Annotated in this window: 13 protein-coding genes; 3 read left to right on the forward strand and 10 right to left on the reverse strand. The window is 72.7% G+C overall.

Features of this window, described 5'->3' with window-relative positions; all coding sequences use genetic code 11:
• Window positions 1–25 precede the first annotated feature (25 nt).
• The 3 genes from TBIS_RS09120 to TBIS_RS09130 form a co-directional block, all read right to left on the reverse strand.
• On the reverse strand, window positions 26–1,030 hold the full coding sequence (locus TBIS_RS09120) for an FHA domain-containing protein (protein WP_013132086.1): 1,005 nt from the start codon (window positions 1,028–1,030) through the stop codon (window positions 26–28).
• Window positions 924–1,415, reverse strand: a complete 492-nt coding sequence (locus tag TBIS_RS19815) for a hypothetical protein (RefSeq protein ID WP_041431398.1) — start codon at window positions 1,413–1,415, stop codon at window positions 924–926. The genes TBIS_RS09120 and TBIS_RS19815 overlap by 107 nt, the downstream gene beginning before the upstream one ends.
• A gap of 201 nt (window positions 1,416–1,616) precedes the next feature.
• Window positions 1,617–2,747 carry a site-2 protease family protein gene (locus TBIS_RS09130; protein ID WP_013132088.1) on the reverse strand — a complete coding sequence of 377 codons (1,131 nt, stop codon included), beginning with the start codon at window positions 2,745–2,747 and terminating at the stop codon, window positions 1,617–1,619.
• Between the two features lie 127 nt (window positions 2,748–2,874).
• Between TBIS_RS09130 and TBIS_RS09135 the strand changes: the two genes are divergently transcribed.
• From TBIS_RS09135 to TBIS_RS09150, 3 genes are all read left to right on the forward strand, one after another.
• Complete coding sequence (locus TBIS_RS09135; protein ID WP_013132089.1) at window positions 2,875–3,735, forward strand: RecB family exonuclease; 861 nt, start codon at window positions 2,875–2,877, stop codon at window positions 3,733–3,735.
• Between the two features lie 273 nt (window positions 3,736–4,008).
• On the forward strand, window positions 4,009–5,226 hold the full coding sequence (locus TBIS_RS09145) for a sensor histidine kinase (protein WP_041431402.1): 1,218 nt from the start codon (window positions 4,009–4,011) through the stop codon (window positions 5,224–5,226).
• A complete protein-coding gene (locus TBIS_RS09150) occupies window positions 5,223–5,903 on the forward strand; it encodes a response regulator (protein WP_013132091.1) in 681 nt (226 codons plus the stop codon). The genes TBIS_RS09145 and TBIS_RS09150 overlap by 4 nt, the downstream gene beginning before the upstream one ends.
• Here TBIS_RS09150 and TBIS_RS09155 read toward each other — a convergent pair.
• From TBIS_RS09155 to TBIS_RS09185, 7 genes are all read right to left on the reverse strand, one after another.
• Window positions 5,864–6,919, reverse strand: coding sequence for an ABC transporter ATP-binding protein (locus TBIS_RS09155; protein WP_050760657.1), 1,056 nt, complete (start codon window positions 6,917–6,919; stop codon window positions 5,864–5,866). The two genes, TBIS_RS09150 and TBIS_RS09155, sit on opposite strands and share 40 nt — an antisense overlap.
• 47 nt (window positions 6,920–6,966) lie before the next feature.
• Window positions 6,967–7,992, reverse strand: a complete 1,026-nt coding sequence (locus TBIS_RS09160; RefSeq protein WP_013132093.1) for an ABC transporter ATP-binding protein — start codon at window positions 7,990–7,992, stop codon at window positions 6,967–6,969.
• The gene (locus TBIS_RS09165) at window positions 7,989–9,005 is read right to left on the reverse strand and encodes an ABC transporter permease (protein ID WP_013132094.1); all 1,017 of its coding nucleotides are present in this window, start codon (window positions 9,003–9,005) and stop codon (window positions 7,989–7,991) included. Before TBIS_RS09165 ends, TBIS_RS09160 begins: the two co-directional genes overlap by 4 nt.
• Before the next feature lie 61 nt (window positions 9,006–9,066).
• Window positions 9,067–10,821, reverse strand: a complete 1,755-nt coding sequence (locus TBIS_RS09170; protein ID WP_013132095.1) for an ABC transporter substrate-binding protein — start codon at window positions 10,819–10,821, stop codon at window positions 9,067–9,069.
• A 44-nt stretch (window positions 10,822–10,865) separates the two neighbouring features.
• Complete coding sequence (locus TBIS_RS09175) at window positions 10,866–11,861, reverse strand: ABC transporter permease (protein WP_013132096.1); 996 nt, start codon at window positions 11,859–11,861, stop codon at window positions 10,866–10,868.
• A gap of 857 nt (window positions 11,862–12,718) precedes the next feature.
• A complete protein-coding gene (locus tag TBIS_RS09180; RefSeq protein WP_013132097.1) occupies window positions 12,719–13,180 on the reverse strand; it encodes a hypothetical protein in 462 nt (153 codons plus the stop codon).
• Between the two features lie 67 nt (window positions 13,181–13,247).
• Window positions 13,248–13,889: an HAD family hydrolase gene (locus TBIS_RS09185; protein WP_013132098.1), complete on the reverse strand. Its 642-nt coding sequence runs from the start codon at window positions 13,887–13,889 to the stop codon at window positions 13,248–13,250.
• Window positions 13,890–14,117 lie beyond the last annotated feature (228 nt).

The raw sequence follows: 14,117 nt of genomic DNA on the forward strand, positions 1-14,117 counted from the left end.
GCCCCGCCCGGCCGGGCGGACGCGGTCAGGCGTTCCGGCGCGCCTCGTAGCGGAGCGTCCGGGAGACGCCGACCCGCACCGTGGTGCCGGGGACGATCGGCACCGGCTCGTTGGGCCGGATGTCGTAGAAGTTCGGATCCCCGGGCGGCTGGATCTGGGTCCCGTTCACCGAGCCGAGGTCGATGAGGGTCACGTCCCAGTTGTCGAGCGCCACCCGGACGTGCCTCCGGGAGACCGACCCGTCCGGGCTGGTGACCCGCACCGGGCGCGCCTCGCCCGACTTGACCTCGGTTGCCCGCTCCGGGTCGCGCCCGATGAGGTAGTCGCCGTCGAGCGGCAGGGTCGTGCCGTCGTCGAGCACGAGCACGCCGAGCTGCGGGCGCGGCCCCTGGTACGGCACCACGGACCGCTGGTCGATCGCCGTGCCGCACACCGCGCACGTGGACGCCCGGGGGTCGTTGAAGTGGCCGTTCGGGCAGTCGACGCCATACACCATGGGCCGGGGCTCGGGCTGGGCCCCGAGGTCGAACCTGGTCGCCCCGGACGGGTCGTCCTCCTGACCGGGCCCCGCTCCCGCCCGGTTCTCCTGGCGCGGCTGCTCCTCCTCGGGCGGCCGGTCGAGCACCGGCTGCGGCCCGGAGGCGGGGCCGGGCGCCTGCACCGGGAGCGGCCCGGAGACGTACGCGGGCAGCGGCCCGGAGACCGGGCCCGGCGGCAGCGGGCCCGAGGCCGGCTCGGCCGCGTCCGGCGTGCCCGGAAGCTGGAACGAGGGCGACAGCGGGTCCCGGCCGGGGGACGGCATCGGCGAGGGAGGCGGGGGCACCACCGGCCCGCGCGGGGCGATGGGGTCCTGCGCCCCGGTCTGGTGCACCGGCTGCGGGTGGTTCTGCTGCGGGACCACGCCCAGCGGCGGGAAGGCGAGCTCACCGTGCTGGGTGTAGTCGCACTCCACGCCCGCCCCGGGCACCACCCCGCCGTCGAGCCGCGCGAACGGCCCGGGCTGGCCGGCGCCCGGCAGCCGCAGCTCCACCCTGGAGACCCGGGCCGGTCACCAGGCGATCGGTCCAGGTGAGCGCATCCCGCCCGGCGAGGCGGACCTCACCGTCCGGGCCGCCGGAGACGCTCGCCACCGCCGCGCCGCTCACGAGCACGGCGATCCCGCCGTTCGCCGGACCGGCCACCGCGCAGGAGACCGGCTCCCCGCTGAGCGACCGCTCCATGGCGCGCGCGAGGACCTGGGCCACCCGCCGGGCCAGCGCGCGGCCGTCCCCGCCGGTCACGGCGGTGTCGTTCAGCGCGGCCAGCAACTCCTCGACCGGCTGGCCGGTGGCGCACACCAGCAGCAGGCCGTTCAGGTGGGCGACGACGCCCTCGCCTGGCAGCGGGCGGACCACACCCACGCGCTGTTCCGTCACAGAACTCTCCCTCTCGGACACGCCACCGCATGATCGGCACCCCGGTCAGGAATGCCGGTATCGGAAGGACCACCCCGGAAAGTAGCAAAAAGCATGGCAGATTCCTCAGCGGCCGATGCCACCCGATCGGTGTTCGGTGCTCCCTGACGAGAACACTAATGCCCGGCTCCCGCGCTGACGAGTGCCGCCCCGCCGCCCGGGTCAGACCCCGGTGAACACCCGGTTGACATCCGAGGTCGCGAGCACGCCGTAGATCTCGCCGCCCCGCTCGACCAGGAGGTACTCCCCCGCGGGCGAGTTCCGCATCGCGTCGAGCAGCGACTCCCCCTCCAGGTCCGCCCCGAGCACGAGGGCCGGCTCCAAGGTGCGCGCCACCGCGCCCACGCTGATCCACGGCCTGCGGTGCTCGGGGGTGGCGTTCACCGCCGCCTCGTTGACGATGGCCGTCGGGCGCCCCTCGTGGTCCACGATCACCACCGCGCCGGCGCCCGCCTCCTGGGCGCGGCGCAGCGCCTCCGACAGCGGCACGTCCGCGGTCACCTCGATCGCCCGGCGGGCGAGCAGCCGCGCCCGCAGCTGCGGCAGCCGCGCGCGCACCCGGGCCACCCGGAGGGCCTGCGAGGCCCCCATCCAGATGAAGGAGGCGAGGATCAGGGTCCACACCAGCCCCCAGATGCTCGGCGGCTGCCCGGCCATCAGGTAGAACAGGAGCGGGATCGAGATCACCGCGACGGCCAGGGCGCGCCCGACCCAGGCGGCGACCGTGGTGCCGGTGACCGAGCTGCCCGCCACCTTCCACACCGCGGCGCGCAGGATCCGGCCGCCGTCGAGCGGCAGGCCCGGCAGCAGGTTGAACACGCCGACGATCAGGTTCGACGTCCACAGCTCCCAGACCAGCACGGAGAGCACCCCGTACGGCGGGAGGACGAACTCGGATAACGCGTACCCCACCCCGGCGAGGCCGAGGGAGACCAGCGGCCCGGCGAAGGCGATGGCGAACTCCCGGCCCGCCGTCTCCGGCTCGCGCTCGATCTCGGAGACGCCGCCGAGCATGTAGAGGGTGATGCGCCGCACCGGAAGGCCGTAGCGCTTCGCCACCACGCAGTGGGCGAGCTCGTGGAGGAGCACGGACAGGTACAGCAGCACGGCGAAGATCAGGGCCACCGCGTAGGTGACGGGCTCGCTGTGACCGGGCAGGCCGTCGGCCACCTGCGGCTGGACCACGACGGTGATGAGCCCTGCCACGATGAGCCAGGTCGGCGAGACGTACACCGGGATGCCGAACGGGCGCCCCATCCGCATGCCCGGTGATCCGTTGCCCGCTGTGCTCATGCCGTGTTTCCCCTCCCTCGGGCCTCGATGCTATGCGCGGCGAGGTGAGATCAGCGTAAGATCCGAGGGGCCCGGCCGGGCAACCCGCCCGCACGCCATCGTCGGCCCCGTGGCCTACAGTTCCGCCATGACCCTCCCCGAAGAGCGCACGATCATCGGCGCCCTCTCCCCGTCCCGCGCCGGTGACTTCATGACCTGCCCGCTGCTCTACCGGTTCCGGGTGATCGACCAGCTCCCGGAGCGGCCCTCGCCCGCCGCGGTGCGGGGCACCCTGGTCCACGCCGTGCTCGAGCGGCTCTACGACCTGCCGGCCGCGGCGCGGACCGTCGCGGCCGCGCGCGACCTGCTCGAGCCCGAGTGGCGGCGGCTGCTCGCCGAGGAGCCGGAGTACGCCGGGCTGTTCGCCACGGACGAGGAGCGGGACGCCTGGCTGGCCAGGGCGCGCGAGATGATCGAGCGCTACTTCACCCTGGAGGACCCGCGGCGGCTGGAGCCGGCCGAGCGGGAGATGTACATCGAGGCCGTGCTCGACAGCGGCCTGCTGCTGCGCGGCTACATCGACCGGCTCGACGTGGCGCCCACCGGTGAGGTGCGGATCGTCGACTACAAGACCGGGTCGGCGCCGGGGCCCGAGTTCGAGGCCAAGGCGCTGTTCCAGATGAAGTTCTACGGCCTGGCGCTGTGGCGTGCCCGCGGCGTGGTGCCGCGGATGCTCCAGCTCATGTACCTCGGCAGCGGGGAGGTCGTCCGGTACGTCCCCGACGAGGCGGACCTCCGGGCCACCGAGCGCAAGGTCGAGGCGCTCTGGGCGGCGATCGACCGCGCGCTGCGCTCGCGCGAGTGGCGGGCCCGCCGCTCCCGCCTGTGCGACTGGTGCGACCATCAGGCGCTCTGCCCCGAGTTCGGCGGCACCCCGCCGCCGGTGCCCGACCGGGAGCCGCGGGTGACCCTGCGCAACGGCGCGCGCTCCGCGACCGACGAGCTGTGATCCGGGGCCGCGCCCGGAGCCGGGCCGCGGGCCGGGCGCCGGGTCATGCCGCACCCCGCCGGGACCCCGCCCGGGCGTCCGCGGCCGCCCTCGTGCCGGGGCGTCACCGGGCCCCTCGGCCGGACCGGCCGGGGGTGTGCGCCGGGCCGTTCCCCGGGCCTTCGCCGGGCCGCCGGGACATCCCGCGGTCGGTGCGGATCCTCCGTGCGGAGGAGCCGCATCTCCCGCTCCGGGAAGGATAAAACCGGACGATCGACGCCTACATTGTGTTACGTGCCTCCCACCCTCGCCGATCTCCGCTCCCGATTGCAGGCCGGCCCCCCGCTCGGTGACGCGGTGCTCGCGCTGGCGCTCACCGCGGCGTCGCTCGCGTTGATCACGCTGCCGGGCCTGGAGCCGCTCGCGCGCTGGCTCGGCATCGCCCCGGCCGTCACGCGGCCGCCGGACGCGACCGGCCTGGTGCTCGCCGCGCTCTGCACGCTGCCCGTGGCCTTCCGGCGGAGCCGGCCGCTGCTGCTCCTGGCGCTCACCACCCTGCCCGAATGGGCGCTCCACTCGCTCGCCCACCCCACCGGGCTGAGCGGCCTGGCCGCGCTCATCCTGCTCTACACCGCATCGGCCGGGCGGGGCCTGGCGATGAGCCTGCTCGCCCTCGGCATGTGCGTGGTGCGGTACGCCGGTTACGTCCTGCTCGTCCCTGGCGGGCTCTTCTGGCGCGGCCACCTGGCGGTCGGCACGGTCATCGCGCTCTGCTGGCTGATCGGCCGGACCACCCGGCTGCGCCGCGCCTACCTCGCCGAGCTCGAGGAGCGGGCCGCCCGCCTGGAGCGGGCCAGGGAGGCCGACACCCGCGCCGCCCGGGCCGAGGAGCGCTCGCGCATCGCCCGGGAGCTCCACGACGTGGTGGCGCACCACGTGAGCGTCATGACCGTGCAGGCCGCGGCCGCGCGCCGGGTGCTCGACAACGCGCCCGACGCGGCCCGGGACGCGCTCACCGCCATCGAGCAGATGGGCCGGGCGGCGTTGGCCGAGATGCGCAACATCGTCGGGGTGCTCCGGACCGGCGACCCGGCCGAGCGCGCCCCGCAGCCGGGCATGCGGGACCTGCCCGCGCTCGTCGAGCAGATGCGCGAGGCGGGCCTCGCCGCCCGCCTCCGGGTCGAGGGCGTGGCGCGGCCCCTTCCGCCCGGGATCGACCTCGCCGCCTACCGCCTGGTGCAGGAGGCCCTGACCAACAGCCTGCGCCACGCCGGCCCGTCCGCCCAGGCCTGGGTGACCGTCCGGTACGACCCGGGCGAGCTCACCGTGCACGTGGAGGACGACGGCGGCCGGCCGGACGGCAAGCCCGCCGCCGGCGGCACCGGGGGCGGTCACGGCCTGGTGGGCATCCGCGAGCGCGTGGCGCTCTATGGTGGACGATTGCGGATCGGGCCCCGCCCCGGCGGAGGCTTCGAGGTCCGCGCCCACTTCCCCCTCAAGGATGGAACATGACGATCCGCGTGTTGCTCGCCGACGACCAGCCGCTGCTGCGCACGGGGTTCCGGCTCATTCTCGAGGCCGAGCAGGACATCACCGTCGTCGGCGAGGCGGGTGACGGAGCCACCGCCCTGGAGCAGGCGAGGGCGCTGCTCCCGGACGTGGTCCTGATGGACATCCGCATGCCCGGGGTGGACGGCATCGAGGCGACCCGCCGCATCGTCCGGGAGCAGAAGGGCGGGCACGTCCCCCGGGTGCTCGTGCTCACCACCTTCGACCTGGACGAGTACATCGTCGAGGCGCTCCGGGCCGGGGCGAGCGGCTTCCTGCTCAAGGACGTGCCCCCGGACGAGCTGGTGCAGGCGATCCGGGTGGTCGCCGCCGGCGACGCGATCGTCGCCCCGAGCGTGACCCGGCGGCTGCTCGACAAGTTCGCCGCGCTCCTCCCCCCGGCTGACCGTCAGCCGACCCCGGCGCTGCTCGAGCGGCTCACCGAGCGGGAGCTCGAGGTGCTCCGCCTGATCGCCAAGGGCATGTCGAACGCCGAGATCGCCGCCGAGCTCGTGGTCAGCGAGACCACGGTCAAGACGCACGTCGGCAACGTGCTGACCAAGCTCGGGCTGCGGGACCGGGTGCAGGCGGTCGTGCTCGCCTACGAGACCGGGCTGGTCGTCCCCGGGGCGTTCTCCTGACCCTCCCGGCCGCCGGCCCGCGCGGGCGCCGGCGGCTCCTCCGGGAAGTGGCAGGCCACCCGGTGGCCCGGCGCGAGCTCGACCAGCGGCGGCTCGGCCGTACGGCAGACCTCCTGGGCCTTCCAGCACCGGGTGTGGAACCGGCAGGCGGGCGGGGGGTTGAGCGGGGAGGGCACGTCCCCCTGCAGCCGGATCCGCTCCCGCCGCTCGCGGTGCCTGGGGTCGGGGATCGGCACGGCCGACAGCAGCGCCTTGGTGTACGGGTGACGGGGCGACTCGTACAGGCTCTTCCGGTCGGCCATCTCGACGATCTTGCCGAGGTACATGACGGCGACCCGGTCGCTGATGTGCCGGACCACCGACAGGTCGTGCGCGATCACCACGTAGGTGAGGTCGAACTCGCGCTGCAGGTCCTCCAGCAGGTTGATCACCTGGGCCTGGATCGACACGTCCAGCGCGGACACCGGCTCGTCCGCGATGATCAGTTTGGGCCGCAGCGCGAGGGTGCGGGCGATGCCGATCCGCTGCCGCTGGCCGCCGGAGAACTCGTGCGGGTAGCGGTTGTAGTGCTCCGGGTTGAGGCCGACCCGCTCCAGGAGCTCCTGGACGGTCGCCTTGATGCCCTTCTCCGTCGCGACCTTCTGGATCCGCAGCGGCGCGCCCACGATCGCGCCGACCGTGTGCCGGGGGTTGAGCGAGCTGTACGGGTCCTGGAAGATCATCTGGATGTCGCGGCGGAGCGGCCGCATGGCCCGCTGCGACAGGTGGGTGATGTCACGGCCGTCGAAGACGATCCGGCCGCCCGTGGGCTCGAGCAGCCGGGTGATCAGGCGGCCGGTCGTGGTCTTGCCGCACCCCGACTCGCCCACCAGGCCGAGGGTCTCGCCCTTGCGCACGTCGAAGGTGACGCCGTCCACCGCCCGGACCACCCCCACCTCCCGCTTGAACAGGCCCCGGGTGACCGGGAAGTGCTTCTCCAGCCCTTCCACCGACAGCAGCGGTTCGCCGCGTTCCATCCGCCTCTCCCCGTCCGGCGGCCCGGCCGCCGCGCCGTTCCGCCGGCTCACGACGCCTCCAGTCTCGGTCTGATCTCGTTCTCCCAGATGGCCCGCCGCTCGGCCCGGTCCAGGTGGCAGCGGAGCGCGTGCCCGGGCCCGGTCTGCAGCAGGTCGGGCACCTCGGTCCGGCACCGCTCGCCGACGCGGTCCGGGTAGTCGCACCGGACGTGGAAGGCGCAGCCGGGCGGCACGTTGATGAGCGAGGGCGGCAGCCCCCTGATCGGCATGAGCCGCTCGGACGGCTCCCGGTCGAGGCGGGGCATCGAGCCGAGCAGGCCCCAGGTGTACGGGTGCTCGGGCCGCTCGAAGATGTCCTCCACCGTGCCGTGCTCGACGCACCGGCCGGCGTACATCACCAGGACCTCGTCGGCGAGCTCGGCCACCACCCCGAGGTCGTGCGTGATGATGATCAGCGCGGCGTTGACCTCCCGCTGCAGATCCCGCATGAGGTCGAGGATCTGCGCCTGCACGGTCACGTCCAGCGCCGTGGTCGGCTCGTCGGCGATCAGCAGCTCCGGGTCGCAGCAGAGCGCCATGGCGATCATCGCGCGCTGCCGCATGCCGCCGGAGAACTCGTGCGGGTAGCTGTCCACCCGCTTGTCCGGCTGCGGGATGCCCACCCGGCCGAGCATGTCGATCGCGTGCCGGCGCGCGGCGGCCTTGCTCACGTTGTGGTGCACCCGGTAGGCCTCGATGATCTGCTCGCCGACCGTGTAGTAGGGGTGCAGCGCGGTCAGCGGGTCCTGGAAGATCATCGCCATCTTCTTGCCGCGCAGCGCCCGCACCCGCTCCGGGCTCGCGCCGACCAGCTCCTCGCCGTCGAGCCAGATCTCCCCGGAGATCCTGGCCCGGGTGCCCTTGTGCAGGCCGAGGATGCCGAGGCTGGTGACGCTCTTGCCCGAGCCCGACTCGCCGACGATGCCGAGGGTCCGGCCGCGCTCCAGCGAGAAGGACAGGCCGTCCACCGCCTTGACCAGGCCGTCGTCGGTCGGGAAGTGGATCCGCAGGTCCTTGACCTCGAGAAAGCTCATGTCAGCCTCACCCTCGGGTCGACCACGGCGTAGAGCAGGTCGACGATCAGGTTGGCGACGACGATGAAGACCGTCGCCACCATGGTCACGCCCATGATCTTGGGAAGGTCGTTGGCGGCGATCGCCTGGACCGCGTACTTCCCGATCCCCGGGAGCGAGAACGTGCTCTCGGTCAGGATGGCGCCGCCGAGCAGCAGGCCGAGGTCGAGGCCGAAGATCGTCACGATCGGGGTGAGCGCGCCGCGGAGGCCGTGCTTGACGATCACCTTGGACTCGGGCAGGCCCTTGGCCCGCGCCGTCCTGATGTAGTCCTCGCTCATGGTCTCGAGCATTCCGGCGCGGGTCAGCCGGGCGTATCCGGCCGCGTACAGGAAGGCCAGGGTGACCCACGGGAGGATCAGGTCGTACGCCCACCGCAGCGGGTTCTCCAGGAAGGGCGTGTAGCTGCCGCCCGGGGCGGTGATACCGAAGTGGTAGCTGAAGATCACCAGGGCCATCATCCCGGTGAAGAAGATCGGCAGGGACACGCCGGCGAGGGCGACGGCCATGGCGGCGCGGTCGAAGAGGGAGCCGCGGCGGAGCGCGGAGAGCACGCCGATGGCCACGCCGGTGACCAGCCAGATGACCGACGCGCCGATCGCGAGCGAGATGGTGACCGGCAGCCGGTCGAGCAGCTCCGGCCAGACGGGCTGCTTGGTGATGAAGGAGTAGCCCAGGCACGGCGCCGGGCAGTGCTCCACGCCGGCCCCGATGTCGTACTCGGTGCCGAGGAAGACGCCCTTGATCCACCGGCCGTACTGGACGATGAGCGGGTCGGTGAGCCCCAGCCGCTCCGCGATGGCCTGCGCCGTCTCCGCGGAGGCGCCCTTGCTGCCGACGTACCGGTTGGCGATGTCGAGCGGCGTGACCCCGGCGAGCCGCGGAACCACGAAGAAGATCGAGAAGGTGACGATGCTCACGATGATCAACATGAGCACCGCGGCGATCAGACGCCGGATGATGTACGCGACCATTGTCCCCCCGGCCAGGGGGACCGGCCGTGCCGGCCGGTCCCCGCATGCCTAGCCCCGACGGTTACGGCTGCTCGACGCCCATGTTCAGGTAGTCGTACATGTCGAAGGCGCCCGTGACGAACACGTTGGTCACGCCCTTGCCCCGCAGGAGCAGCGCCTTGGCCCACACCGCCGGCAGGACGTACGCGCCCTCCATGACCTTCCGGTCGATCTCACCCCAGATGGCGTCGCGCTTGGCCTTGTCCGGCTCGGCCATGGCCTTGTCGATCAGCTCGTCGATCTCCTTGCTCTTCACGCTGAGGTTGTAGTTGCCGGACTCGCGGATGGTCCGGCTGTCGACGATCTGCGACAGGAAGCCGAAGCCGTCGTTCCAGTCCGCGGCCCACCCGTGGGCGGCGAGGCCGACGTTGTTCTTCCGGGTGAACTCGGGCTTGCCGGCGTAGCTGGCGAAGTAGTCGCTGGTCGGGTAGCCCTTCAGGGTGAGCTTGATGCCGACCCGGGCGAGCGCCTGCTGGAGCGACTCGGCCGCGGCCTGCTCCTTCGGCCGGTCCGAGCGGTAGACCATGACGGTCTCGAAGCCGTCGGGGTGGCCGCAGGCCTGGAGGGCGGCCTTCGCCTTCTCCAGGTCACCGGTGCCCGTGGGGTACAGGTCGAGCTTCTGCCATCCGTCGATCGACGGCGGCATCAGGCCCGTGGCGATCTCGCCCTGGAGCTCGCCGCCGTAGGCGTTCTGCAGCCCGACCCGGTCGGCCGCGTAGATGATCGCCTTGCGGCACTCGACGTTGTCGAGCGGCGGGGTGTCGAGGATCGAGATGAACCAGGTGCGGGCGCTGGTCGGGTTGTCCGCCCGCGCCTTGAGCGCCGGGTCGCCCAGGACGGTGCCGAGGGCGGCCGCCTGCACGCCGGTGCCGGCGAGGTCGACGTGGACGTCGCCCGAGATGAGGCGGTTGTCCAGGTCGTTCGCCTCGACGCCGAGGGAGATCTCGATGCGGTCCGGGAGGGCCTTGCGGATCGGGTCGGTGTTCGGGTCCCAGTGCGGGTTGCGCACCAGGGTGTACTGCTTGCCCTCCTCGACCTTCTCGAACATGTACGGCCCGGAGGCGATCGGGTGCTGCCGGTACTTGACCCCGGTGTCCTTGTCCTTGGGGACCGGGACGGTGGACGGCAGCGCCGCGAAGTTGTCGAAGCCCGCGTACGGCTTCTTCAGGTGGAAGACGATCGTCCGGTCGTCCGGCGTCTCGATCGCCTGGTCGGTGTTGACGTCCGGCGTCTCGTAGACGCTGACGAAGTCCTTCGGCAGGTCGAGCCAGTCGTTGAAGTACGTCGGGCCGTTGACGAAGGTCTTCTTGTCGAGCGAGCGGAGCACCGCGTACTTGACGTCCTTGGACGTGATCGGGGTGCCGTCCTCGAACTTGAGGCCCTCGCGGAGCCGGTAGGTCCAGGTCTTGCCGCCGTCGGACGGGGTGCCGAGGCTCTCGGCCAGGTCGGGGACGAGCTCGCGGCCCTCCGCGCCCGGGGCGGGCTTGTAGGTGACGAGCGGCCGCCCGTAGAGCCGGAGCAGGTTCCACGAGAGGGCGTAGTAGGTGTCACCGGGGTCGATGGAGTCCCACGCCTCGGTGATCGCCATCTTCAGGGTGCCGCCCTTCTTGTCCGAAGGGTTGACCACCTTCTCCAGAGCCGCGTTGAACCCGTCGCCGGACGAGGCGGATCCACCGCCGGTGCTCTGTCCCCCGCCGCCACCGCCGCAGGCGGAGACGCCCAGCGTGAGGGCGGCTAGGGCGGCGGTGACCGCGGGCCTGGCCAGTCGCTTCTTCATTTCTCGTACCACTCCTTGCCCTGGGGAGCCGGGGACCGTTGAGATCATCGGGACGACTTGGGGTCGAGCGCGTCGCGCAGCCCGTCACCGAAGAGGTTGAAGGCCAGCACGGTGATGAAGATCGCCATGCCGGGGAAGAACATGAAGTGCGGGACCGTGTAGTACCGCACGGCCGAGGCGAGCATCCCGCCCCACGTCGGGGTCGGGGGCTGGACGCCCACGCCGAGGAAGGAGAGCGCCGCCTCGAACAGCACGTTCTGCGGGATCAGCAGGGTCGCGTAGACGAGGATCGGCGCGATCAGGTTCGGCAGGATCTCCCGGAAGAGGATGTACGGCCCGCTCGCGCCGAGGCAGCGCGCCGCGTCGACGAACTCACGCTCGCGCAGCGAGAGCGTCTGCCCGCGGATGATCCGGCCGATGTACGCCCAGTTGAAGAAACCGATGACGAAGATGAGCAGGAGGATGCGGAGGGTGTCGCCCTTGACCCCCAGCTCCGTCTCGAACTGACCGAGCACGCCGACGAGGGCCATGGCGAGGACCAGCAGGGGGAAGGCGAGGAAGACGTCCATGGCCCGGCTGATCAGGGTGTCCACCCAGCCGCGGAAGTAGCCGGCGATGACGCCGAGCGTGGTCCCGATGACCACGGACACCAGGGTGGCGAAGAAGGCGATCAGCAGGGAGATCCGCGCCCCGTACACGACCCGGCTGAACAGGTCGCGGCCGTTGACCGGCTCGACGCCGAAGAGGAACTCCTTGCTGATGCCGGTACCGCCCTTGGGCTGCATGGTCGCGGGGTCGATCATCTCCTGGTGGAACTCGTTCGGCGGGTGGCCGAACCAGTCCACGATCACCGGCGCGAAGATCGCCACCAGCACCAGGAAGATCACGACGAGACCGCCGCCCATGGCGACCTTGTCGCGCCTGAGCCGCATCCACGCGATCTGGCCGAGGGATCGGCCGCGGATGGGCGTACCGCCACCGCCTGCGACTCCGGGTTCGGCGCGCGGCTCCCCTGCGGAGACGTCGAGCGGTGCGGTCATCGGCGCGGCCCCCTGAATCCCAGTCGACGATTTCCCCGGTCGCGTGGCATGCGACCTCGAAGCGAAATTTAGGGGGTCATTTCGGGATTCCAATCCCCGGACCGGGCCTGTGGCTCAACTGTGATTAGGGCGCAATTCTTCCGTATCGAACACCCGGAAAATGTCAGAAATCAATCGTCACCGTGTGCCGAGACTGTGACATTTCCGTCGCGGAACCGATGGAGTTCCGAAACCGATTCGCAGCCGCAGCGCCCCGGCGACCTGCTCGGGCGGCGGGGCCGCCTCGGCGGAGGAGCCGAGCCGTGACCCGGGCGCCTCATCCGGGACGGCATCGCCCCGGCCGGTCCGCCCGCGCTCACCCGGGGACGGCACGCCGTCTCGGGCCCCGCGGGCTCACCCGGGTACGGCATGCCGCACCGGGCCGCGCGGGCTCGCCCGGTGCGCGCGCCTCGCCGGCCGGGCGTCCCGGCGATGCGCGAGGGCCGATGGTTCAGGGAGGGGACCAGGGCTCTACGGCAGGGGGTTGGGCGTCCGGGGCGAGCGCACATCCGAAGCGACGCCTCGGGGCGAGCGTCCACGTCCTGAAGAGGAAACGCCCGAGGCCGAAGAGGGAACGCCCGGGGCGGAACGCGCACGTCCCCGGAGCGGCACCGGCGGACGGGACGCCCATCCCGTGCGACACGCCACCGGCAATGCCGCAGGCGCGAGCGCCGTGTCCCACGGAGCGGAATCGGAAGGCGGGACGGTCATCCCGTGCAATACGCCACCGGCGAGGCCGCCGGCGCGGGCGCCATGCCCCATGGAGCGGCACCGGCGGACGGGACGCCCATCCCGTGTGGCGCGCCAGCGGCAGCGGATCAGCTGATCCCGTGCCGCTTGAGGATCTCCTCGATCTCCGCGAAGTCGTCGTCGGCCTTCCCGGCCGGGGCCTGGGCCTGGGAGCCGAGCGCGGGCCGCTCACCGGACCCCGCCGCCTGGGCCGGGGCGCGCCGGCCGGCCGTGCGCTCCCGTGCGCCGGACCGGCGGCGCAGCACGCCGGAGATCAGGAAGCAGAGCACCGACAGGCCCGCGAGCACGATCCCGGCCCACACCGCCGGGGAGAGGACCAGGCCGGTGACGAACCGGACGACCGTGGTGCCGATGGTCCACAGCGTCTGCAGCGCGCCGGTGAGGTAGGCGGCCATCGGCAGCAGCGACCAGGCGAGGCCGCGCAGCCCGGCGGCGGCGCCCCGGCGCCGGAAGGCGAGGAAGGTGAGCACCAGCCCCACGGCGGTCAGGGTGGCGCACAGCGGCAGCCAGGCGATCTGGTCGAAGGTCATGTCGGCTCCCTCGGGTCGGCCCTACCCCTCCATCCTGCCCCGCCGCCCGGACGGCGGGGCGGGCGGCTCAGCCGACGAGCGAGCGGAGCAAGCCGACGTCGGCGTGGGTGAGCGCCGGGAGCACGGTCACGCCGGGCTGCTCGGGGATCGGCAGCAGGCTGGGCACGGCCACCACCCGGCATCCGGCCGCCACCGCCGAGGCGACGCCGTTCGGCGAGTCCTCCAGCGCCACGGAACGCGCCGGATCCGCGGAGAGCATCGCCAGGGCGGTGAGGTAGGGCTCGGGGTGCGGCTTGGCGTGGGACACGTCGTCCGCCGTCACCACCACGTCGAAGTGCTCCCGGCCGATGTGCTTGAGCACGGCGTCGGCGAGCGGCCGCCGCGAGGAGGTGACCAGGCCGGTGGGGATCCCCTCGTCCCGCAGCGCGGTGAGGAGCTCCATGGCGCCGGGCATCGGGTCGACCGACTCGGTGAGCCGCCGCTCCATGCCCTCGATCAGCCACCCCGCCACCACGTCCGGGTCGACGTCGGCCCCGGTGTGCTCGAGCATGTAGGCGACCGCGCGCTTGAGCGAACCGCCGACGAGCTGCCGCTGGTGCTCTGGCCCCCAGGATCCGCCGAGGCGCTCGACCACCTCGGTCTCGACCGCGAACCACAGCCGCTCGGTGTCGACGAGCAGCCCGTCCATGTCGAAGAGCACGACGTCCACGTGTGTCCTTCCCCCGTACCTCGGTGCCGGGACACACCATGGTAAAGCGCGGCCGGAGCCTCCTGATCGGCCCCGGCCCGCCCGGCCGCGCCGCACCCCGCCCCGGCGGTGCCGTGCGCGGGTGCCGTACGGCCGCGGCCCGCGTGCGGCCCGGACCGGTCCCGCGGCCGGCGGGACCGGTTCCGGCGGGAAAGAGATGGCCGCGGGCGGGCGCGGGCCGGGCCGTGG

Origin of the sequence: Thermobispora bispora DSM 43833, assembly GCF_000092645.1 — a bacterium.
Lineage (GTDB): Bacteria > Actinomycetota > Actinomycetes > Streptosporangiales > Streptosporangiaceae > Thermobispora > Thermobispora bispora.

What these genes read in the sequence shown, in the direction of transcription:
- TBIS_RS09180 (WP_013132097.1), bottom strand. Translation starts at nt 13,180, where the DNA reads ATGACCTTCGACCAGATCGCCTGGCTGCCGCTGTGCGCCACCCTGACC.
- TBIS_RS09175 (WP_013132096.1), bottom strand. Translation starts at nt 11,861, where the DNA reads ATGACCGCACCGCTCGACGTCTCCGCAGGGGAGCCGCGCGCCGAACCC.
- TBIS_RS09165 (WP_013132094.1), bottom strand. Translation starts at nt 9,005, where the DNA reads ATGGTCGCGTACATCATCCGGCGTCTGATCGCCGCGGTGCTCATGTTG.
- TBIS_RS09135 (WP_013132089.1), top strand. Translation starts at nt 2,875, where the DNA reads ATGACCCTCCCCGAAGAGCGCACGATCATCGGCGCCCTCTCCCCGTCC.
- TBIS_RS09160 (WP_013132093.1), bottom strand. Translation starts at nt 7,992, where the DNA reads ATGAGCTTTCTCGAGGTCAAGGACCTGCGGATCCACTTCCCGACCGAC.
- TBIS_RS09170 (WP_013132095.1), bottom strand. Translation starts at nt 10,821, where the DNA reads ATGAAGAAGCGACTGGCCAGGCCCGCGGTCACCGCCGCCCTAGCCGCC.
- TBIS_RS09155 (WP_050760657.1), bottom strand. Translation starts at nt 6,919, where the DNA reads ATGGAACGCGGCGAACCGCTGCTGTCGGTGGAAGGGCTGGAGAAGCAC.
- TBIS_RS09130 (WP_013132088.1), bottom strand. Translation starts at nt 2,747, where the DNA reads ATGAGCACAGCGGGCAACGGATCACCGGGCATGCGGATGGGGCGCCCG.
- TBIS_RS09150 (WP_013132091.1), top strand. Translation starts at nt 5,223, where the DNA reads ATGACGATCCGCGTGTTGCTCGCCGACGACCAGCCGCTGCTGCGCACG.